General features: G+C 62.6%; 18 protein-coding genes. 7 read left to right on the forward strand and 11 right to left on the reverse strand.

The features are described 5' to 3' along the window. Positions 1–11: 11 nt before the first annotated feature. From I6E42_RS07765 to I6E42_RS07800, 8 genes are all read right to left on the reverse strand, one after another. Complete coding sequence (locus I6E42_RS07765) at positions 12–836, reverse strand: purine-nucleoside phosphorylase (RefSeq protein ID WP_235371353.1); 825 nt, start codon at positions 834–836, stop codon at positions 12–14. A 10-nt stretch (positions 837–846) separates the two neighbouring features. Beyond that, on the reverse strand, positions 847–1,239 hold the full coding sequence (locus tag I6E42_RS07770) for a zinc ribbon domain-containing protein (RefSeq protein WP_235371354.1): 393 nt from the start codon (positions 1,237–1,239) through the stop codon (positions 847–849). 174 nt (positions 1,240–1,413) lie between these two features. Further along, entirely contained in the window at positions 1,414–2,067 is a 654-nt protein-coding gene (gene lepB, locus I6E42_RS07775) for a signal peptidase I (RefSeq protein ID WP_235371355.1), read from the reverse strand. A gap of 91 nt (positions 2,068–2,158) precedes the next feature. After that, entirely contained in the window at positions 2,159–4,417 is a 2,259-nt protein-coding gene (locus I6E42_RS07780; RefSeq protein WP_235371356.1) for an AAA family ATPase, read from the reverse strand. Beyond that, positions 4,414–5,502, reverse strand: coding sequence for a metallophosphoesterase family protein (locus tag I6E42_RS07785; RefSeq protein ID WP_235371357.1), 1,089 nt, complete (start codon positions 5,500–5,502; stop codon positions 4,414–4,416). The genes I6E42_RS07780 and I6E42_RS07785 overlap by 4 nt, the downstream gene beginning before the upstream one ends. A 34-nt stretch (positions 5,503–5,536) precedes the next feature. Beyond that, on the reverse strand, positions 5,537–5,764 hold the full coding sequence (locus tag I6E42_RS07790; protein WP_235371358.1) for a PF20097 family protein: 228 nt from the start codon (positions 5,762–5,764) through the stop codon (positions 5,537–5,539). 34 nt (positions 5,765–5,798) lie between these two features. Beyond that, positions 5,799–6,575 carry a TIGR00282 family metallophosphoesterase gene (locus I6E42_RS07795; protein WP_235371422.1) on the reverse strand — a complete coding sequence of 259 codons (777 nt, stop codon included), beginning with the start codon at positions 6,573–6,575 and terminating at the stop codon, positions 5,799–5,801. A 121-nt stretch (positions 6,576–6,696) separates the two neighbouring features. Next, positions 6,697–7,725, reverse strand: coding sequence for an acyltransferase family protein (locus I6E42_RS07800; RefSeq protein WP_235371359.1), 1,029 nt, complete (start codon positions 7,723–7,725; stop codon positions 6,697–6,699). Between the two features lie 242 nt (positions 7,726–7,967). On the opposite strand from I6E42_RS07800, the gene I6E42_RS12850 reads away from it, so the two are divergent. Continuing rightward, positions 7,968–8,804: a GGDEF domain-containing protein gene (locus I6E42_RS12850; RefSeq protein WP_235371360.1), complete on the forward strand. Its 837-nt coding sequence runs from the start codon at positions 7,968–7,970 to the stop codon at positions 8,802–8,804. 203 nt (positions 8,805–9,007) lie between these two features. Here I6E42_RS12850 and I6E42_RS07810 read toward each other — a convergent pair whose 3' ends face one another. From I6E42_RS07810 to I6E42_RS07820, 3 genes are all read right to left on the reverse strand, one after another. Next, entirely contained in the window at positions 9,008–9,841 is an 834-nt protein-coding gene (locus I6E42_RS07810) for a sugar phosphate isomerase/epimerase family protein (RefSeq protein ID WP_235371361.1), read from the reverse strand. A gap of 48 nt (positions 9,842–9,889) precedes the next feature. Then, positions 9,890–11,824 carry an oxidoreductase gene (locus I6E42_RS07815; protein ID WP_235371362.1) on the reverse strand — a complete coding sequence of 645 codons (1,935 nt, stop codon included), beginning with the start codon at positions 11,822–11,824 and terminating at the stop codon, positions 9,890–9,892. Between the two features lie 66 nt (positions 11,825–11,890). Further along, on the reverse strand, positions 11,891–13,075 hold the full coding sequence (locus tag I6E42_RS07820; RefSeq protein WP_235371363.1) for a Gfo/Idh/MocA family protein: 1,185 nt from the start codon (positions 13,073–13,075) through the stop codon (positions 11,891–11,893). Between the two features lie 169 nt (positions 13,076–13,244). Here I6E42_RS07820 and I6E42_RS07825 point away from each other — a divergent pair, with 169 nt between their 5' ends. The 6 genes from I6E42_RS07825 (at position 13,245) to I6E42_RS07850 (ending at position 20,705) form a co-directional block, all read left to right on the forward strand. After that, complete coding sequence (locus I6E42_RS07825) at positions 13,245–14,129, forward strand: LysR family transcriptional regulator (RefSeq protein ID WP_235371364.1); 885 nt, start codon at positions 13,245–13,247, stop codon at positions 14,127–14,129. A gap of 93 nt (positions 14,130–14,222) precedes the next feature. Further along, positions 14,223–15,881 (forward strand): sigma-54 interaction domain-containing protein, encoded by a 1,659-nt coding sequence (locus I6E42_RS07830; protein WP_235371365.1) that lies wholly within the window; start codon positions 14,223–14,225, stop codon positions 15,879–15,881. 312 nt (positions 15,882–16,193) lie between these two features. Beyond that, positions 16,194–17,756: an HAL/PAL/TAL family ammonia-lyase gene (locus I6E42_RS07835; RefSeq protein WP_235371366.1), complete on the forward strand. Its 1,563-nt coding sequence runs from the start codon at positions 16,194–16,196 to the stop codon at positions 17,754–17,756. Positions 17,757–18,255: 499 nt separating this feature from the next. Next, positions 18,256–18,669, forward strand: a complete 414-nt coding sequence (locus tag I6E42_RS07840; RefSeq protein WP_235371367.1) for a HutP family protein — start codon at positions 18,256–18,258, stop codon at positions 18,667–18,669. Positions 18,670–18,859: 190 nt separating this feature from the next. Beyond that, positions 18,860–19,891, forward strand: coding sequence for a sulfatase (locus I6E42_RS07845; protein WP_235371368.1), 1,032 nt, complete (start codon positions 18,860–18,862; stop codon positions 19,889–19,891). Further along, positions 19,839–20,705: a TAXI family TRAP transporter solute-binding subunit gene (locus tag I6E42_RS07850; protein WP_235371369.1), complete on the forward strand. Its 867-nt coding sequence runs from the start codon at positions 19,839–19,841 to the stop codon at positions 20,703–20,705. Before I6E42_RS07845 ends, I6E42_RS07850 begins: the two co-directional genes overlap by 53 nt. The last annotated feature ends 7 nt before the right edge of the window (positions 20,706–20,712 follow it).

Consider the following 20,712-nt stretch of genomic DNA (forward strand, 5'->3'; position numbering starts at 1 on the left):
CCTCCCAATGGTTATAGTTTTCTCAGACAGGCCCGCACCAGGGCGGAGAACTTCTCCCGGGCGGCCTCGGCGGCGTCCAGCACCTCCTGCTCGGAGAGGGGCTGGTCCAGAATGCCGGCGGCCATATTGGAGAGCAGGGTCAGCCCCAGCACCTCCATGCCGCAGTGGCCGGCCACAATGACCTCGGGGGCGGTGGACATGCCCACCGCGTCGCCCCCCAGAAGGCGGGCGGCACGGATCTCGGCGGGGGTCTCATACTGGGGGCCGTAGCAGTAGAAGTACACCCCTTCCCGCAGGGGGATGGACAGCTCCCGGGCGGTCTCCCGGGCCAGCTCCCGGAGCCGGGGGGTATACAGGTGGGAGGCGTCGGGGAACCGGACGCCGAACTCGGGCAGGTTCTCTCCCCTGAGGGGGGACTCGGAGAACATCTTGATCTGGTCGGTAATGAGCATCAGGTCCCCGGCCTGCCAGTCGGTGCGGACGCAGCCGGCGGCGTTGGTGACGATGAGGGTGTCGCAGCCCAGCAGCCGCAGCACCCGGACGGCGTAGGAAACTTCCTCGTAGGAGTAGCCCTCATAGTGGTGCATCCGCCCTTGCATCACGGCCACCTTCCGGCCCTCCAGGGTGCCGAAGACCAGCCGCCCCTTATGGCCGGGGGCGGTGGAGGCCTTAAAGTGGGGGATGTCCTTGTAATCCACGGCGATGGGGTCCTCTACCTCGTCCCCCAAAAAGCCCAGGCCGGAGCCCAGGACCATGGCCACCTTGGGGACAAAATCCCCCAGCCGGGAGCGGATGGCCTGGGCGCTCTCCCGGTATTGTTCCATCGTATAATCCATCCCAAACTCCTTATAGGGCGCCGCCGCAGCGGCGGCAGAATTTATCCTCTTTTCCGCAGGGAGCCCCGCAGGCGGGGCAGGTCTGGGTCTGGCGCAGGGCGGCGATGCGGTCCTTCACCTCGGCGATCCTGGCGGCGGTCTGGTCGGCCTGGTCCAGCAGGCCGGTCACCGTGCCGCTTTCGGCCTCCCGGCCCAGGTGGGTGTCGTACATCACCTGGCCCAGCTGGCGCAGGGTGTCGTTGAACTCTCCGTTCAAATCAAAGAGCTGGACGTTCAGCTTGGCCACGTCCACCATCTGTCCCGCCTTCCGGCCCGCCACCCGGGCGGTGTCGGCGCAGGCGTCGGCGGCCACGTCGGCCGCGCCCCGGATCTTGTCCAGCAGGTCTTTTACCTTCTCGTCCATGGGACCGCTCCTTTCCATGCTAGAGGCTCCAAAATTTAGGCATCATATATTTTACACCAAAGCCGTGGGGATTGCAATAAAAAGGGGGCGTATGGGAGCGGGAAGGGGCCAGAAGGGCGAAAAAAGCCCCGCCGCCTTCCGGAGAAGACGGCGGGAGCCGGAGCACACGCGGGCTTAAAGCGCCCCGAAGCGGGACAGGGGCCAGAAGGCGAAGACCGCCTTGCCCAGGATATAGTCCTCGTCCACCGTGCCCAGGCGCTGGTCCCGGCTGTCGGTGGAGCGGTTCCGGTTGTCCCCCATGACGAAGACGGAGCCCTCGGGGACCTCCCAGTGGGTGCCCTGCATATTGGGGTCGCCGGTGTTGTACATGGTCTCCTTGATGTAGGGCTCGTCCAGGGGCTGGCCGTCCACATAGACGGTGCCGGTGTTATAGTCGACGTCCACCGTCTGGCCGCCCACGGCGATGACCCGCTTGACGATGGCCCGTTCGCGCAGGAAGGAGGCGGTCTTTTTGTTCAGTACCACAATGTCCCCCTGCTTGGGCTGGTAGCCCAGGGACCAGACCCACATCAGCTCGCCGTCTTTCAGGGTGTTGTCCATGGAGTTCCCGTCCACCCGGGTGAGCCGGGCGAAGCAGTTGAACAGCACCACCGCCGCCAGCACGCAGCCCATGATCATCTGGAGCCATTCAAACAGGTCGGCGCCGGGCCGGCGGGGCTCCTCCCCGCCGGGAGCTTCCGCTGCGGGGGACTGGGTGGGACGCCCCTCCGGCCGGACCTCCGGGGTACCCTCCCCGTTGGGGAACAGGTCGTCAAATTCTTCTGCCAAGGGTATGTCCTCCTTCCCCTCCAGGGGCTGGCCGGCCGGGGCCGGCGTTCGTGAGAGATAGTATATGCCTTTTTCCGGCAAAAAGCAACTGTTACAGGGTCAGATAGGTGACGTTTTGTGCCCCGGACAGGGCCTCGCCCTCCCGTTTTTGGCAGGTGAACAGCAGGATCTGCTGCTCCTGAGCCAGCTCCCGCAGCAGGCCCAGGGCCAGGGCCAGCCGCTGGTCGTCAAAGGCGGCCAGGGCGTCGTCCAGGAAGATGGGGGGCTGGTCGGGCAGGCACAGGCGGCACACCGACAGCCGCACCGCCAGATAGAGCTGGTCGGCGGTCCCCCGGGACAGGCAGAGGGCGCTGTGGGGCAGCACATCTCCGGGCCGGGCGGCGGCCCCCTCCAGCTCCCGGTTCAGGGTGACGGCGGCGTAGCGGTCCCCGGTGAGCCGGGCCATGTATTCCCCGGCCAGCTTGTTCAGCTCCGGGGAGAACCGCTCCTGGAGCCGGGCGTTGGCCTCCCGCAGGGTGTCCATGGCTAAGGTCAGGGCCTCATACTCCTGCTGGCGGCGGGCCAGCTCCTCCTCCAGCGCCTCCCGGCGGGCGGCCAGGGCGGCGGGATCGCCCAGGGCCTTCCGGCGGCCCAGGGCCTGGTGCAGGGCCTGGTTGGTCTGGTCCAGCCGGGCGGCGACAGCGGCCAGGGCCCGGTCGGTCTCCTGGGGGGAGCGCTGGGGCGGGCAGATCAGCTCCAGGGTGTCGTAGTCCCGGCCCCCCTGGGCGGCCAGGTCCTCCCGGCGGCGGCGGCGCTCCTCCACCCGCTCCCGGGCCAGGGCCAGGTCGTGGTCCAGATTCAGCGCCCGGGACAGGGCGGCGGAGCAGCCGAACAGCCCGGAGGCCTGGGGGGCGAAGGTGTGGACAAAGCTGAGCAGATCGGCGCGGCTGTTGTCCCGGCGGGCCTTCCGGTCATTGAGGGTGCCCCGGAGGTTTTTGGACTGCCGGGCGGCCTCCTCTGCCGCCTCGCAGCGGGCCCGGTAGTCCCGGACCAGGGCGTCCAGCTCCTCCTGGGACTGGACTTGGTAACGGGCAAAGACGGCCCGGCCGTCCTGTACGCTCCGCTTCCCCCGGGACAGGCAATAGACCCCCAGAAGGAACAGGGCCACCGCCAGCAGGGGCAGGCCATAGGCAAACCACCAGGCGGCGGGACGCCAGCCGCCCAACGAGGCAAAGATGAACTGGAGGGACAGAAGGAGCACAGCGGTGAGGGCCAGAGACAGCCAGCCCCGGCGCTTCCATGCGGCGGCCTGGATACGGTTCTGTTCGGCGGCCCTCAACTGGCGGGCGACCTGTTCCGCCGCTTCCTCCCCGGACAGTCCGGTGAAATGCTCATCCTGGGCGGCGATCTGGGCCTGGACGTAGGCCTCGTCGGCCTCTTTCAGGGCCTCCTCCCCCTGTTTGATCTCCTCGTCCAGCACCTTTAAGTATTGCAGCTCCCCCTGGGCCCGCTTCAGGGCCTCCTTGTCAGGGAGCGCGCCGTACTTGGACGCCTCCTCCTCCAGGGCAGCCAGCTGGGCCTGGGCGGCGTTCAGCTCCTCCCCGGCCTGGGCGAAGCGGCGGTTCAGCTCCTTCCGGGCCAGGCGGCGGTGGGTCTCCTGCTCGGCGGCCAGCTCGGTCCGCTCCCCCTCCAGGGCGGTCCGTTCCGCCTCCAGCCGGGCGATGCGGCTGCCCGCCTCGTCCAACTGCGCCAGGGTGTTCTGGACCTGGTCCAGCTCCCCCTCCAGCTTGGGGATGAGGCCCACGCTCCGGTTCACCTTCCGGCGGTTGAGCCACTCCTTCAGACGGGCCTCGGTCTGGGAGAAGGACACGTCCTCCTCCCCGGAGGACACCAGGGCGGCGATGCGCTTTTCCAGCTCCGGGGCGGCGGTGACGGCCAGGGAGCCGCCGGAACCGATGAAGGCGGAGCGCTCAAAGACCTCCCGGCCCACCCCGGTGAGGAGCTGGCCGCAGTTGCCGGCGGTGAGGCCGGGGACGGGCTCCTCCGTCCCGGTGTAGACGGCGGAGAAGGCGCCGAAGGGGGTGTTCCCTTTGGGCCCGCGGCGGATGGTGATGTCCCGCCCCTGGAACTCCAGGGTCAGCTCCCCCTCCATGGGGGCGCCCGACCAGGGCTGGTAGCGGTTCTTGTCAGCCAGATAGCCCTTCTTGTCCCGGTCCCGGGTGTCGATGCCGTAGAGCATGGCCTTCCAGAAGGCGGCCCAGGTGGACTTGCCCCCCTCGTTGGGGGCGTGGATGAGATTGAGGCCAGCCGCCGGCTCCAGCCGGGCATGGTCCAGCTTGCCGAAGGTGGCGGTCATGGATTTGATCTTCATAGGGCCAGGTCCTCCCCATTCTCCAGAGCGGCCAGGCCGAACCGGGCCGCCAACTGGCAGGTCTGATCGTCGGGCGCCGCTTGGCACTTGTCCCACATGGCCCGGAGGAACAGCCCGGTGAGGGTGTCCTCCTCCCGGCGTGCCCACAGGTCCTGGGGCAGGCGGGTCCGGTCCGTCAGGGTCAGGCCGTAGAACCGGGGGGCCAGGGCGGCCTCCAGGGCGGCCAGATCGGGGGCCGGCCCCTCCCCGGTGAGGATCAGCCGGCAGATGTCGTTCTGGGTGTCCTGGGGCAGGGCGGCGGCAGCGGCGGCCAGGGCGCTCTCCGCCCCGGTGACGTCCACCGTCAGGATCTCATAGCGGCGGCGGCACAGGGGGACAAACTGGGCTGACACGTTTCCCGGCTCCGCCTCCACATAGAGGACCCCCTTCTCCCCCAGCTCGTCAAACCCACGCCCCTCGGGACAGCCGGGGTAGGCCCAGAAGACGTCCCCCTCCCGGCGCAGGCCGGTGCCCTGGTGGATATGGCCCAGGGCCAGGTAGTCCAGGCCGCTGGCGGCAATGTCCTCCGGGAGAAGGGGGCCGTAGCGGCTCTGGGGGGTGAGGTCGCCGTGGAGGCACATGAGCTGGAGCGCGCCCTCCCTCCGGTCGGCCCGGAAGCCCCAGAGGGGGCCGGACTCCTGGTGGGGGGCAGTGAAGGCGCGGCCGTATACCGCGCAGTTCAGCCCCGGCAGGTCCACCCGCTCCATGTCCGGGTCCCGGAAAATATGTACGTTGTCCGGCCAGTCCAGGGTGGCGTACACCGACTGGGGCGCGTAAAAATCGTGGTTACCCGGGGCGATGAACACCGGGCAGGGGATGTCCCCCAGCGCCCGGGCCAGGGCCTGGGCGGTCTCCCGGTAACAGCGCTGGGAGTCCAGCAGGTCCCCGGCCAGCAGCACCAGGTCGGCCCCCTTGTCCCGGGCCAGCCGGGCCAGGCGGTCCAGCAGCTCCCGCTGCTCCTCCCGCCGCCGGGCGGCCTGCTCGGGGGTCAGGCCGGAAAAGGGGCTGTCCAGATGGAAGTCAGCCCCGTGGATTAGTTTTAACATAGGTCAATTCCTTGCCTTTCTACCATTAGAAAAGTCAGTCAAATGCCCCCATCACCTTGCCGCAGGTATCACAGTAATAAGCATTGGGGATTTTGATCTGGTTGACAATGGGAACAAACTTACCAAAGGTTTTTCCATGGCCGTAGAAACCCAGCTTGCTCAACAAATCGCGGTTGAATTCCCGCTCGGGAAACCAGGCCACCGGTCCACCGGCGATTATGCCTCCTTTTTGAAGCTCTTTTCCACAGAAGGGACAATTCATGATGATCCTCCTTTCATGGTTCGAGGCAGATGTTTTATTCCGCAAGGTCCGTTCGGCAGACGTCCACGCAGCGCTTTTTCTCCGTGTCGATGGTGAACAGGCAGGCGTTGAGCTTGCAGGGGCCCTCCGCCTCCTCATACCGCCGGGGGAGGCCCCCCAGGAACAGGTTGAGGGAGTGCTCCGGTTTGATGCCCAGCACCGAGCGGCTGGGGCCGGTCATGCCCAGGTCGGTGATGAAGCCGGTGCCTTTGGGCAGGATCTGGCCGTCGGCGGTGGGCACATGGGTGTGGGTGCCCCAGACCGCCTGGACCCGGCCGTCCAGATGCCAGGCCATGGCCCCCTTCTCGCTGGTGGCCTCGGCGTGGAAGTCCACCAGGGCCAGGTCCCAGCTGCCCTCCCGGAGCAGGGCGTTGGCGGTCTTGAAGGGGCTGTCCAGGTTGGGGTTGAGCTCGATGCGCCCCATGAGGTTGAGCACGGCGATGCGCAGCCCCTTGCAGGGGTAGACCCCCATGCCCCGGCCCGGCACCCGCCCGGCATAGTTGGCGGGACGGAGGATGCGGGGCTCCTTGTCCAGAAATTCTCCGATCTGGATGCGGTTCCAGGTGTGGTTGCCCAGGGTGATGACGTCCGCTCCGGCGTCCAGGATGCCCCGGGCCTGCCGGGGGGTGATGCCCACCCCGGAGGCGTTCTCCCCGTTGACCACGGTGAAGTGGACCCCCAGCTCCTGCTGTAATCCGGGCAGGCGCCGGGCCAGAATGTCCTGGCCCCCCTCCCCTACCACGTCGCCCACGGCTAAAATTTTCAGCAGCATGATCTTATCCTCCCCGGAGATGTCTCCGTAAGTCTTGTTTGAACATCTCATTATAAAGGATTCCCACAAAATAAGCAACTGAGTAAAAAACAGAGGGACGGCGTTTGCCGTCCCTCTTGCCTTATGCAGCGCCGCCCACCGCCGGGCGGGCCGTCCGCCGCTGCCGCAGGCCCTCCACCAGGGCGCGGAGCAGGCAGCCCAGGGCGATATTGGCGGCGAACATGACCAGAAAATAGAGCCGGTTGCTGGGGCCGAAGCAGACCAGCTTCCGCAGCAGCTCCGTCTGGGAAAAAAGGCTGACGTTGAGCAGATAGATCTCCAGACTGTTTCGACCCACCAGACTCAAAAAGCGGCGCAGCCAACCCAGGGGCAGCAGCTCCAGACAGAAGGACAGGACCAGACACATAGGTACCGTGGTGAGCAAAAACAGGTGGCACAGGGGGAAGTGGACCGGCCAGTCGATCCAGGGAGCGGTGAGGCTCACCCCTCCGTAGCACAGGCCGGCGACCAGCGCAGCGGCCCAAAAGGCCAGGGAGCGGCCGGTGAGCTTCCGGTCTTCCAGCACCCAGAGGCCCATGAGCAGCCCCAGAAAAAAGACGGGGACCCGGTAGAAAAAGTCGGTGGCGTACCAGTAGCCCTCGTGGGTGAGGACCTGGCATACCGCCAGCCCCGCCAGAACAGCCAGGGCGGTCAGCCCTTCCCGGTGGGCCGAACGGCGCAGCCGGCGAAAGCAGAGGGGCGTGACGGCATAGAAGGTCATGGCCCCGGCCACATACCAGTTGAAGGCCCCGGAGGAGCGCATCCAGTAGTAGAGCAGGGTGCTGTTCCACAGCAGGGCCGACCAGTGCTTGCCCTGGGCCAGGATGAGGTACAGGGTGTAAGGGACCATGACCAGGTAGTAGGCGGGCAGGATCCGGGCGGCACGCCGGGCCATAAAGGCGGAGTAGTCCTGTTCCCGGCGGGCCAGGGACATGGCAAGTCCCATGGAGGACAGCAGGATGAAGATGTCCACTCCGCCAAAACCCGCCGCCCGGATGCCGTTGAGCAGTGGATGGCCCAGGTCCAGGTCGAAGGCGTGGAACAGCATGACCCACAGCATAGCCGCGCCCATCAGCTCAGAGCGGTATTTGCTTAAAAGGGAGTAGCCCATGGCGGCCTCCTTTCCGGGAAAAACATCCCGTGTGTCCGCCCTGTTTTACCGCGCGGACCGGCGGACACGGTCCATTATAAAAGATAGGAGGCCGGTTGGCAATCGTTATGGAAAAAAGAGGGGAAAAAACAGCGAAAACCAGGAAAAAACTTTGCTGAACCGGGGAAGTCCTTGAATTTGGGGAGGGTTTATGATAAGGTAAGCACGAGACAGGTCAAAAAACACGGGAAGGAGGCGGGGGCGTGACAAAAACCGAAGTCAAGGAACTGATGGGCCAGCTGAAGATCGTCTTTGACATTGTGCGGCTGGTGGATGTGACCGTGACCACCCAGTACGCCCTGGACGGGCAGGGAGAGCTGATCCCCGAGCCTTACCGCTGCTACGCCGTGTGGAACAAGACCAGCCGGTGTGAAAACTGCATCTCCGCCAAGGCCTTCGCCCAGAAGGGCAAGCTGACCAAGTTTGAATTTATCGGCCATGAGGTATATCATGTGGTGGCCATGTACCTGGAGGTGGAGGACGTCCCCTTCGTGCTGGAGATGGTGTCCCACATCACCGACGAGGCCCTGTTCGGGGCCTACGGGCAGAGCGAGTTCGCGGAGACCATCAACAGCTATAACCGCCGTCTCTATGTGGATCCCCTCACCGGGGCCTACAACCGGCGGTACTATGAGGACCAGCTAGTGGCGCTGGAGCAGGACTGGTCGGCGGCCATCATGGATGTGGACGATTTCAAAGGCATCAACGATACTTACGGACACCCCGTGGGGGACCTGGCCCTGAAGGCCATCGTCCGGGCCGCGCTGTCCTGCGTGCGCAGTACCGACACGGTGGTCCGGTACGGCGGGGACGAGTTTTTGATCCTCTTTCACAATATTCCCCGGGACATCTTTGGGGCGCGGCTGGAGACCATCCGGCAGAGCGTCCGGGGCATCGTGCTGGAGGAGTGCCCGGAGCTGCGCCTGTCGGTGAGCATCGGCGGAGTCTGCCAGGCCGGAATGGGCCAGAAAATACTCCGGCGGGCGGATGAACTGCTGTACCAGGCCAAAAAGGAGAAAAACGCCGTCCGCTGGGAATGAGGGTGCAGTCCTTGCCCTTGCTGTATATGAGTATAGTTCAACCGCACCGGGCGGGAGGCTTTGCCTCCCGCCCGGTGCGGTTTTGGGTTCCTTGAGAAGCGGGGAACACGTCTGGAATCCCTTGACAGGGCCTTGGAACGGCGTACGTACAGGGCATGAAAAAGCATCCTTGGCTCCATGGAAACGCACAGTGGACAGCCGGCCTATTCGATCCCGTTTGTCCGCAGGTACGCCTTGGTGGTCTCCAGTACCCGCCGTTGGTGCTCGAAGGTCCCAAGCTCCGCCGCACGTTCCCAGTGGGGCAGCTCCAGGGAGAGCACCGTGTCCTCGTTCATGGCCCGGATCATGCTGGCCGCGTCGATCCCGTTATCCGGCTCGGTCAGGTAGTACCGGGCCTCCCGTCCGGTGTGGATCAGCGCCCCCTTGTCGGTCCGGTCCGGGACCTCCTGGGGGCCGCCGCAGATGTGGGCGAATTCAAACCATGCCCGGGGGCAGGCGGCGATCTCCGCCGCCGACACCCCGGAGCGGTGGGCGTGCAGGGTATCCACCAGCAGCCCGGCGTTGGGACAGTCCACAGTTTCCAGTACTTCCTTCGCCTGCTGGAGGTTCCAGACCGACGCCCAGGTGACAAATTCCAGGGCCACCAGCAGGTCATATTTGGCGGCCAGGCCGCACAGCTGCTCAAACTGCTTCAGGTACCTGGGTTTGTCATCGGTCCAGATACTGCTGATGACGTTGGTGACACCCAGTTCCCGGGCGGCGGCGAAGGCGTGCTCATAACTTGCGATGTCCGAGCAGCCGTCGATCTTGGCCAGTTCAATGTCGTGGATGCCCACGCCCGTCTCGGCCATTGCCTGTTTTGTCAGACGGAACAGTTCCGGATGGCGCCGGAAGTCATAATCCGCTTCTCCCTTAATGCCCTGGTTGATGGTCCGGATGCTGACGTAGTCATAGCCGATCTCTTTGGCGTGATAGACCATCTCCGCAGGGGTCCAGTTCAGACAGCCCAGGTGGGCCATGGAGTATTTTCGTGCCATCTGCGGGCCTCCTCTCGAAAAATTATGTGGTCCGGCTGGTCACGGGTTTTACAGGGAAAGACCGATGGCGGCGGAGAGACCTTCCCGCACCGCATGCAGGATCTTCCGGGGGGCCTGGGCGTCGCCGATCACCTGTACCGGAATACCGGCGTCTGTCAGCTCCCGGGCCAGCTCCTGGCGGGACCGGAAGCCCACGGACAGGATGACGGCGTCCGCCGGAATCGTCTGCTCCACCCCGTTCTGGCGGTAGGTGATGGTGTCCCCGCCGATGAACTGGGTCTCCACGCCGCACTCGACACGCACCTTCCGTGCCTCGATCATCTGCCGCAGGGCCAGCTGGTTGTTGCGGGCCTCGGTTCGGAGGAGGGGCAGGGAGGGCATGTATTCCAGGACGGTGACGCTCTGGGCGGTTTCGGCGGCCATCAGGGCAGTCTCGCAGCCCACCAGTCCGCCGCCGATCACCACCACGTGGCCGGCCGGCTTCTCTTTTCGGTGCAGTATCTCCAGGGCGGTCTTCACATGGGGCTGGTCCGCGCCGGGCAGGTCCAGTTTCCGGGCGTCGGCGCCGGCGGCGTAGATTACCTGGTCAAAGCCGCCCTGCTTCACCAGCTCCACCGTGGCTTCCCGCTCCAGACGAACGGTGACGCTGCTGCCCGCAAGGCGGCGAAGCAGGTAATCCCGGTAGCTGCGCAGGTCCTGCTTAAAGGAGGGCGCGCCGGCGGCGTTCAGGTTGCCGCCCAGCTCCCGCTCCTTCTCCCACAGTTCCACCTGGTGGCCTGCTTGGGCGGAGAGCACCGCCGCCGCGATCCCGGCGGGACCGCCGCCGACAACCAAAATCTTCTTGGGTTCCTCTGCCTTGGGGACCTGGAAATGGGGGTCTGCCTCGTGGGAGACGTAGGGGTTGACGGTGCACCGGAAGTTCTGGCCGGAGCAGATGGCCAGGAAGCACTCGTTGCAGCCGATACAGGGCCGGATGGTATCAGACTGCCCCCGGCGGACCTTATTGACCCACTCGGGGTCGGCCAGCAGGCCGTGGCCCAGAGCCACCAGGTCGCACAAGCCCTCTTCCAGGGCCTTGGCCGCCCGGGCCGGGTCATTCATCTTGTTCTGGCCGATGACTGGGATGGACACCGCCTCCCGCACCTGGCGGGCCAGGTCGATGGAGAAGCCGTCCTCCTCGTAGACCGTGGGGATGCAGCGGTTCCAGCGGGTAGGGAAGGAACCGCCGTCCACCATGATGGCGTCGGCGCCCATCTTCTCCAGCATCCGGCACATCTCCAGCCCCTCGGAAAGCTCCCGGCCCCCCTCGGCGTGGTGCTCCACGGAGAATTTCACGATGACGGCGAACTGGGGGCCGCAGGCCTCCCGGATGGCGGCGATGGTCTCGGCGGTAAAGCGCATCCGGTTCTCCAGGCTGCCGCCGTATTCGTCGGTGCGGTGGTTCCACTCAGAGGACTGGAACTGGTCCAGCAGGTACCCGGCGTAGGCGTGGACTACCACGCCGTCCACGCCGGCCAGCTTGGCCTGGGCCGCGGCTTTCCCGGCCTGCCGGACCAGGAAGCGGATGTCCTCCTTAGGCATCTCCCGGCACAGGACGTCGGGGAACTGGAGGGTGGGGACTGCGGAGGCGGAGAAGGGGGGCTTGCTGGGGTCATTGCAGCCGCAACGGCCGTTTCCGTAGGTCAGCTCCAGGCAGAACTTGGCCCCGTAGAGGTGGATGCGGTCGGCCAGGCGGGTCAGGCGGGCGGTGTGCATGGGGCTGCCCACCCAGCCGCTGGCCGGGGCACCGTAGCGGTCGGTGACGGCCAGGGCGCCGCTCATAATGAGGCCGGCGCCGCCCTTGGCCCGGGCGGTGAAGTAGTCGCTGACTACCTGGGAAAAGCCCCCGTCGGGGTCGGCCACGGTGGCCATGGGCGCCATGGCCACACGGTTTTTTAACTGCATACCGCCGATCTTCAGCGGTTGAAACAAGGCTTCATACATGGCAGAAAACTCCTTTTCAAGTTCACTTCATCAAACGCAGGGGACAGCTGCCCCGGGGAGAAGGGGTCACAGGTCGATCCGCCGGCCCTCTTCCGCCGACTGGTAGGCCGCGTAGACCACCTTCGTGGTGTCCCGGGCCAGGGCAAAATTGGAGATGGGCTCCCGTCCGGTCAGGATGCACTCCACAAAGTCCTGAAGCTCCCCCAGGAAGCCGCGGATGGTCTCGTCCGCCACAAAGGGCTGGTTCCAGCCGGTCTTAGTCAGCAGCATTTCGGACAACTCCACGTCCTCCAGCCCCTCCTCGTCCAGGTAGTAGCTCTTCACCACGTCCACGGGAGAGATCTTGCCGTAGAGCACGCCGTCGCTGGAGTAGGCCTCGATAAAGCCCCGGGTGCCGCCCAGCAGCAGATCGGAGGTGTTGACCTGGGCTTTGGTCCCGTCGGTAAAGGTGATGCTGAGGGAGGCGTAGTCCTCCACGTCGGTGGGATCGGCGGCGATGTAGCGGTGGTCGTACTGGTTCAGACTGCGGGTGGCCATGCCCATGTCTGCCACCACGCTGGCGATCCCGATCTGTTCGCCCCGGGCCCTGGCCTCGGTCTGCTTGAGCATCAGCAGGCTGGACAGGGGATGGACCCCCGCCCGGATCAGGGAACCGCCGCCGATGTTCCTCCACTCGCCGCTGGCCCGGGCCTGGGAGCCTTTCAGGCTCTCCTCCCCCTTCAAAAAGAGCAGCTTGCTCTTTTTGAAGCCGATGAGCTGGGCCGCCCGCTGGACCGCCGCGGCGTACACGTAATTCTCCGCGTAACAGAACACCTTGCCCGACCGCGCCAGAGCCTGGTCCAGCCGGTCCATGTCGGAGAGCACCTTGGCGTACATCTTCGCCTTGGGCACCTTCAGCCCCACAGGCTCCGGGTCGCCCTCCTCGCCGAAATAGCCCAGCAGGGGCTTTTCACAGATGACGTGCTTGCCCGCCTCCAGGGCGGCCAGGATCATATCCCGGTGGCAGACGGGGGGCGTGCAGATGTCGATGACGTCCACCTCGCCGTCCGCCAGGGCCGACGAGAAGTCCGGGGCGGCAAATTCATAGCCGTAGGCTGCCTTCAGCTTCTCCGCCCGTTCCATATCCGGGTCGATGATCCATTTCAGACGCGGCGTGGCCCCATAGACCCGCCGGTAGGCGTCCCCGTGGAGCCGGGCCGCGTAGCCCGCGCCGATCACGGCGATGGTCAAGGTGTTGGTTGACTCGTTCATACCGAATTCGCTCCCTTTCGCAGCTCAAACAAGTTTGGATTATGGTGTTATCATACCGGGCCGGCTCCCGGCAATCAAGCGCGCCGAAAACAAAGATCCATTACAAAATTGCTATTATTCCCGGCCTGTGCTATACTTTTCTTATCCAATGGACAGGGGAGGACGCACCATGAATCTGACGCAGCTTTTGTATTTTCGGGAACTGGCACAGTCCCAGCACTACGCTTCCACCGCCGAACGGCTGGGCGTGGCCCAGTCCTCCCTCAGCCGTTCCATCTCCGCCCTGGAGGAGGAATTGGGGGTGTTCCTGTTTGAAAAGCAGGGCCGCAACATCCGGCTGACCAAATATGGCGAGGCGTACTACCGCTATGTCCGGGAGGGACTGGGCACTCTGGAGACCGGGGAGAAGTATGTGCGGGACATGGCCGATCCCCGCTGCGGCGAGATCAATCTGGGGCTGATCTACTCCCTGGGACCGAAAATCATGCCGGACATGATCCGCCGCTTTACCTCCCATCCGGAAAACCAGCGCTTCCGCATCCGTCTCTCCCAGGCCTCCACCACCGGGCTGGTCCAGATGCTGGAGGAGGGGCAGTGCGACCTCATCCTGTGCTCTCCCCCGGAGCAGCCGGACCCAAATCTGGAACTGGTGGAGATCCTGCCCCGGAAATTTATCGTCCTGGTGTCATCCAGCCACCCCCTGTCCACCCGGGACCATATCTCTCTGGAGGAGATTTCCCGGTACCCCCTGGTGGTGTCCACCGAGCAGATCACCAGCCTGCGCCGGATCTTCAACAGCCGCGGACTGCCGCTGAACATCCTTTCCGAGATCCAGGGGGAGTGCGCCGCCGCCGGCCTGGTGGACGTCAATTATGGCGTGGCCATCCTGAACACGGCGGTCAACTATGAGGACCTGGATGTGAAGGCTCTGGCCATCGACGAGCTGGAGGAGTATAATTTCCCCCTCTATTTGGGACAGGTGAAAAACCGGTGGCTCTCCCCCGCGGTGCAGACCTTCCGAAAATTCCTGCTGGAAGAGATGGACCAGTGGTGAAACGGGAAAAGGCCGGCGCCCTGAACGCGCCATCCGTGAGTGGGCGGGGCGCGCGGACCGGGCAGGTGATCTTTGCGGCAGAGGAGGATGGACATGCCCTCAGTCATTGATATATTGCTGTTGTTGGACCAGGAGTCCGTGGTACAATCCGTGGAATACCGGGGAGATCCGCGGGATGCCGTGCTGCGGGAGGCGTCGGAGCGCTGGAAAGGGCTTGCCCTGCGGGAGATTCCGGAGACCGAGTGGGACTTCGGGGCCAAGCGGATGCGCTGGAAGAACTGCTATTTTGAATTTGACCTGTTTCCCGTGACGGCGTCCCTCCAATGTGTGGCGCTCCGCCGGGAGAATGTGCGGGAAAAGCTGATGGAGGCGGTGCTGGACCAGCTGGGAGAGAGCGTGGAGCTCTACAGCGCGGACTCCGCGTTCCGGTTTGCCAACCGGGCCTGCAAGCAGATGCTGGACATTCCGGCGGAGCGGGACATTGAGGGGCAGAAGCTGCTGGACATCTTTGAGGTGCCCGCGGAGTACAGCACCAATCTCACCGCTATGCGCACCCGCGCGCCGGTGCGGGGCCGGTTTGACTCCTATAAATCCACTACGGGCAAGACCCTGACCACGGTGAATTATGCCTACCCGGTGGTGGAGGAGGGGCGTCTGCTGGGCTGTGTTTCCTTCGAGTGGGACATGGGTATGGTCCAAACGAAAATGCGGGAGCTGGACGGCATCCAGCAGATTCTCATCCGCCGCCTGCCATCGCCGCTGAAGACGCCCCGGGACACCCGTTACACCCTGCAGGACCTGGTAGGGTCCAGCCCGGGACTGCTGTCCGCCATCGAACTGGCCTCCCGGATGGCCCCCAAGGAGAACAGCGTTCTGATCCAGGGGGAGACGGGGACCGGCAAGGAGATCTTCGCCCAGGGTATCCACGCCTTGAGCCCCCGGAGAAAGGAAAAATTTGTGGCCGTCAACTGTGCCGCCTTTCCGGAGTCATTGATCGAAGGAATGCTGTTTGGAACGGCCAAGGGGGCCTTTACCGGCAGTGTGGACCGGGTGGGACTCATCGAGGCGGCCAACCACGGGACCCTGTTTCTGGACGAGATCAATTCCATGAGTCTGGCCATGCAGGCCAAGCTGCTCCGGGTCCTTCAGGAGCGGACCCTCCGGAGGGTGGGCAGTACGGCCGACATCCCCATCGACGTCCGGCTGATCGCCTCCACCAACGAGGACGCCTTCAAGCTGATCGAACAGGGAAAGCTGAGAAAGGACCTGTTTTACCGGGTGGCCTCGGTCATTGTGGAGATTCCACCCCTGCGGGAACGGATCGAAGACCTGGAGGAACTGACCTGGCATTACATTGGGGAAAACCAGCCCGCCGCCCGGCCCATTGAGCGGATCGAGCCCGCCTTTTGGCAGAAGCTGAGAGAACACGATTGGCCGGGAAACGTGCGGGAGTTGTTCCACATCCTGAGCTATGCGGTCAATGCCTCGGAGGACGGCGTGCTGCGGGAGGAGGATTTCCCCGCCTACTTCCTGGGCAGAAAGGAAGGCGGACGGGCGCCCCGGAGGGCGGAGCCGGACACCGGACTGGACCTCCGCAAGGGGCTGAACGCCCTGGTGCGGGACTATGAACAGCATGTGCTGCGGGAGGCCTATGCGGCCTGCGGGGAAAACGCCACCAAAACGGCGGAGTTGCTGGGGATCAGCCGGCAGAGCTGCCAATACTACATGAAAAAATATGGGCTGAACAGATAGAAAAAATATTTTGCGCCAAAAAATCTGACAGTCAAAAAATTTTGCACGCTCAGGAGTGCAAAATTTTTTGTCCACACTGGCGGACTCGTTTAAAAACAGTAAAAATTCTTCTGTGTTTCGGGCTGCTGGAACGGGAAATAGCCGAAAACAGAAGGGAAACAGGGGCGGCCGGCAGAGGGAGAAAAGCTGGCACGGCGATTGCTTGTATATCGTTTAGAATCTACAGGAATGCGCTCCCGATGCCGCCGTCCAAGCAGGGACGCGGGTATATGGGGAAGTGGATATTTGGACCGGGATGAAAGGAGAAACGTCATGAATCTTTCTGTTAAAAGTGCGCGAACCATCTCTGTGGTGACCCTCACCGACTGCAAGCCCTCCCTGGAGGAATTTATCGCCGTGGCCAAGTTCGGCGCCAAAGTGGAATTCTCCCAGGAGATGCAGGAGCGGGTCCGGACCAACCGCCGCCTGCTGGACAAATTTCTGGAGGAGGGCCGCATCATCTACGGCGTGACCACCGGCTTCGGAGAGAACGTCCGCTACACCATCTCCCCCGAGGACGCCAGCACCCTGCAGGAAAACATCGTGCGCACCCACTCTGTGGCCGTGGGCGAGCCCCTGACCCGGGAGCAGACCCGGGCCTCCATGCTGATGACCCTTCTGAACACCGGCAAGGGGCACTCGGGCATCCGCCTGGAGACGCTGGAGTTGATCCGCCAGATGCTGAACAAGGATCTGATCCCCTTCGCCCCCGGCGAGGGCTCCGTGGGCTATCTGGGCGTGGAGGGCCACCTGGTCATGGCCTATATCGGCGAGGGCAAGATCTATCAGAACGGTATCCCCGTTCCGGCCAAGGATGTGCTGGAGGCCAACGGCCTGACTCCGCTGAAGCTGAGCTATAAAGAGGGCCTGTCCATGCTCAACGGCAGCACCATCGTGACAGCCCTGGGTCTGCTGGCCCTGTATGAGTCCATCACCACCATGGAGAACGTGGAGATCGCCGGCGCCCTGTGCTTCGAGGCCCTGCGCGGGACCACCAAGGCCCTGGACCCCCGCATCCACGCCAACAAGAAGCACGAGGAGCAGAGCGCCGCCGCCTCCAACCTGCGCCGCATGCTGGAGGGCAGCCAGATCTGTGAGGCCCATGTCAACGACAAGGTGCAGGACGCCTATGTCATGCGCTGCATGCCCCACGTCCACGCCGCCGCCAAGCGCCTCATCAAGGAGGCCAACGTGGCCATCGTGGAGGAGATGCACTCCGTCAGCGACAACCCCGAGATCTTTGAGGACGAGGAGCAGGGCGGCGTGGCCCTCATGTCTGGCAACTTCGACGGCACCTTCGTGGGCGAACACGCCGACATGATCGCCATGGCCTGCGCCATCGTGGGCAACCAGGTGGAGCGGGGCACCGACCGCATGGTCAACCGCAATCTGAACGACGGCCTGCCCGCCTTCCTGGTCTCCAACCCCGGCCTGAACAGCGGCTTCATGATCCCCCAGTACACCTCCGCCGGTCTGATGAACGAGGTCAAGCATCTGGCCATCCCCGCCTCCATCGACAGCATCCCCACCTGCGCCAACCAGGAGGACCCTGTCTCCATGGCCTACTACGCCTCCAAGAAGGCCTGCGACTGCGTCCACAAGCTGCAGTACATGACCGCCATCGAGATCTATGTGGCCCTCCAGGCCGTCGATTTCCTGAAGCCCATGGAGCCCTCCCCCGCTCTGGCCAAGGTCCGCGACCTGATCCGGGAGAAGGTCCCCTTTGTGGACAATGACCGCTATCTGTACCCCGACATCGAGTACATCTTCGGCCTGGTCCGGGACTGCACCCTGGTGGATCTGGTGGAGGAGTCCGTGGGAGAACTGGAGTTCTGAGCGTCAGCCGCGGAAAAAGGAAGTTTATCGCATAAAATGGCCGGCCGTTGTAAACGGCTGGCCATTTTGCGCCGTGGAAGCCGGTATCCGGGATGGCTGGCTCCCACGGCGGAATGGGGAACATGGGATGTTCGGGGGAGAAGATTTTCAGGGCGGTGCCATTGGGTTTGTCGAATATATGTTTCCGTGTTCTTTTCGCTGGGGAAAGAAAAAATAGGAGGAGCCGAATGGATGGAATTCCGACTGATACCCGCGGAAATGGCCGGAATTGTGGGCTTGAGTGAAGCGCCCGCCGCAGGGGAGGATCGGAGATCAGGAAGAAAAATGTGTATGCTGGGAAGGATATCTCCCGAAAATGCAATATCTGAAAGGCAATAATGCAAAATAGACAAAAAGCATGAACGATGCGCACAAAAAATGTAGTTGACGATATTACTGAACTGTGATATTAATGTACTAAAGTGAATCAGTTAAAAAATACAATTTGGAGGAGGTATTGGTGGATAAATTAACCATTGGAAGAGCGGCACTGTGGTTAGCCATGTCAGAGACGCGGGAGCAGGAGAGCGAAGTGCGGACCCAGTTGAATACCATGGGCTATCAGTGCGTTGCAACAGAAGTTAGCGGTCCATTGCTCAGCATCCGGCAGAATATTGTAAAAAATGTAGTAGCTGCGGCGGTCAATACAAAAGTGATTGATAATGTGCCCACGCAGATTCACTCCGTTACCCATGCCATGGTGGAAGCCTTTGGCGGTATCGTGACTGCACCCAATGCACCGAAACCCAATTTGAAAATCAAGGCGGGTATTGTAAGCGACAAGGAATGGATTTGCGTTGCACTGTACGCGCGAACTTCGTTCCATCCGTCTTACACCCATGGAAAGGTCGGAATTGGGACCATGGCGCGGTAAACGCGAGGGCGAACAACAGGTTAGAAGACAGCAGGCTGGATAGCAGCGTTTCAGTGAAGATCAGACAATCAAATAGGCTGGTAAACGTCGAGCGTTTATCAAGTGTTTTAGTGAGGAAGAGAAGCCTTAAACCATTGTGGTGAGGTCTTCTCTTTTTGCGTTTTATTTGGGTTTTAAGAAGGAGAACCTTATGAAAAATATTGTTTTATTGACGATTGACACCATGCGGCGGGATTCGTGGGGAAGCTACAATGGAAAACCGGTGTCTTACACCCCGTTTTTGGATGAGATTCAAGGGCACAGTATCCGCTTCACCCGGGCTTATTCCGGCGGGCCCTATACGCAGGCCGCCTTTCCGGGCATTTTGTCCTCTTCGCATTATCTGGAGTATGGGAAAACCAGGGGAAAATGTCCGGCACAAAGAGTTTTGGTGTCCGAAGTGTTGCAGAAAGCGGGCTTTGCCACCGGCGCGTTCCACTCCAACGCCTATTTGTGCGGCTTTTTCGGATGGAACAAAGGGTGGGACGTGTTTTACGATTCCATGGAGGCGAAGGTCACGGAGCGGGTACCCTACACCCGTGCCAGAGAGATCAACCGGAAAGCCGCCAGCTTTTTAAGAAGGCAGAGCGGTGACCGGCCGTTTTTCCTGTGGGTCCACTACATGGATGTACATGAGCCCTACATGCCGGAAGAAAAGTACCGGAAGAGAATCGATCCTGCGTTCGACATTACCGAGGATGAAATGTTTGCCGTCTTCAAACAGGTCGTGCTCAAACGAGATGTCAGCGATCCCCAAAAAGTGGCTTTGGCCAAGAAACTGTATGACGCGCACACGCTGGAGGTGGATGACGCCGCCAGAGAACTGTTTGGCATGCTGGATGACTATGGTTTTTTGGACAACAGTACGGTGATCGTGACCGCCGACCACGGAGAGGAGTTTGGGGAACATGGGGGCCTGTCCCATGACGGAAAGATGTTTGATGAACTGGTCCATGTCCCGCTCTGTATTTACCAGTCTGACCTGGCAGAAGGCAAAGTAGTGGATACGTTGGTATCTACGCTGGACGTCTCTCCTACCATTGCATGGCTTGCCGGCGCGGAGCAAGACCCCTCTTGGCAGGGGAGGAGCCTGTTCCCTCTGGAGGCGTATGATCCTTCTGAAGGCGTCTATGGCGAGGCGATGGTTTACCATTGCGGCGTCAATCGGCGAGATTGTGAATGACGCCTACAGCGATTTGGTCCTGACCGCCACGGTTGGCGCCGCTGATACCAACTTGCTGAACCTGGAGGACGGCAGCGTTGACATTGCCTGGTGTACAAACGATGGCGTGGTCGCGGCTTTGGCGGGGGCCCGGGAACCCTTTACCACGCCGCTGAATAATGTTCGGCTGATCGCCTGCGCCTATGAGTCTCCGATTGAAATTGCAGCTCCCGCCGATTCTGGGATCGACAGCATCTACGACGTGGTAGGCGCTGATTTCAATACCTTTATTGTTGGCGGAACGCTGCAGGTAACGGTTGAAAAATTACTGAACGCCCATGGCATTACCTATGACGATATTACCGCCGGCGGCGGCACAATCAGCTACGTGGGTTATGACGAGCAGACAATGCTGCTTCAGGACCGTTTGTTGGATGTGGCCACTTATATGACCGCAGTGCCCGCCTCTCAGATCGTGGAGGTGGAGACCTCGATCCCCATGCACGTATTGGAGCTGGACCCGGATGTCATGGAGCAGTTCCGTGCGGAGCATCCGGAATATCAGAAGTATGTGGTCCCTGCGGGGACATATAAGGGACAGGACAAGGACGTGGAGACGGTTTCTGTTGTCCATATGATCCTGTGCCGTGCTGATTTGGACGAAGATGTTGTATATGAAATCACCAAGTCCATGTGGGAAAATATTTCTGATATTACCGCTATTCACGCCACGATTGCCAAAGAAATGACCCTGGACGGGGCGTGCCGCAGCATGGTGGCGGAACTGCATCCCGGAGCTGAGCGGTACTATCAGGAAGTCGGTTTAATTGACTGAGGCTGGG

Source organism: Pseudoflavonifractor phocaeensis (assembly GCF_021531815.1).
Lineage (GTDB): Bacteria > Bacillota > Clostridia > Oscillospirales > Oscillospiraceae > Lawsonibacter > Lawsonibacter phocaeensis_A.

Coding starts and splice junctions, on each gene's coding strand:
- I6E42_RS07765 (WP_235371353.1), bottom strand. CDS start 836: ATGGATTATACGATGGAACAATACCGGGAGAGCGCCCAGGCCATCCGC.
- I6E42_RS07770 (WP_235371354.1), bottom strand. CDS start 1,239: ATGGACGAGAAGGTAAAAGACCTGCTGGACAAGATCCGGGGCGCGGCC.
- I6E42_RS07780 (WP_235371356.1), bottom strand. CDS start 4,417: ATGAAGATCAAATCCATGACCGCCACCTTCGGCAAGCTGGACCATGCC.
- I6E42_RS07785 (WP_235371357.1), bottom strand. CDS start 5,502: ATGTTAAAACTAATCCACGGGGCTGACTTCCATCTGGACAGCCCCTTT.
- I6E42_RS07790 (WP_235371358.1), bottom strand. CDS start 5,764: ATGAATTGTCCCTTCTGTGGAAAAGAGCTTCAAAAAGGAGGCATAATC.
- I6E42_RS07795 (WP_235371422.1), bottom strand. CDS start 6,575: ATGCTGCTGAAAATTTTAGCCGTGGGCGACGTGGTAGGGGAGGGGGGC.
- I6E42_RS07800 (WP_235371359.1), bottom strand. CDS start 7,725: ATGGGCTACTCCCTTTTAAGCAAATACCGCTCTGAGCTGATGGGCGCG.
- I6E42_RS07810 (WP_235371361.1), bottom strand. CDS start 9,841: ATGGCACGAAAATACTCCATGGCCCACCTGGGCTGTCTGAACTGGACC.
- I6E42_RS07815 (WP_235371362.1), bottom strand. CDS start 11,824: ATGTATGAAGCCTTGTTTCAACCGCTGAAGATCGGCGGTATGCAGTTA.
- I6E42_RS07820 (WP_235371363.1), bottom strand. CDS start 13,075: ATGAACGAGTCAACCAACACCTTGACCATCGCCGTGATCGGCGCGGGC.
- I6E42_RS07825 (WP_235371364.1), top strand. CDS start 13,245: ATGAATCTGACGCAGCTTTTGTATTTTCGGGAACTGGCACAGTCCCAG.
- I6E42_RS07830 (WP_235371365.1), top strand. CDS start 14,223: ATGCCCTCAGTCATTGATATATTGCTGTTGTTGGACCAGGAGTCCGTG.
- I6E42_RS07835 (WP_235371366.1), top strand. CDS start 16,194: ATGAATCTTTCTGTTAAAAGTGCGCGAACCATCTCTGTGGTGACCCTC.
- I6E42_RS07845 (WP_235371368.1), top strand. CDS start 18,860: ATGAAAAATATTGTTTTATTGACGATTGACACCATGCGGCGGGATTCG.
- I6E42_RS07850 (WP_235371369.1), top strand. CDS start 19,839: ATGGCGAGGCGATGGTTTACCATTGCGGCGTCAATCGGCGAGATTGTG.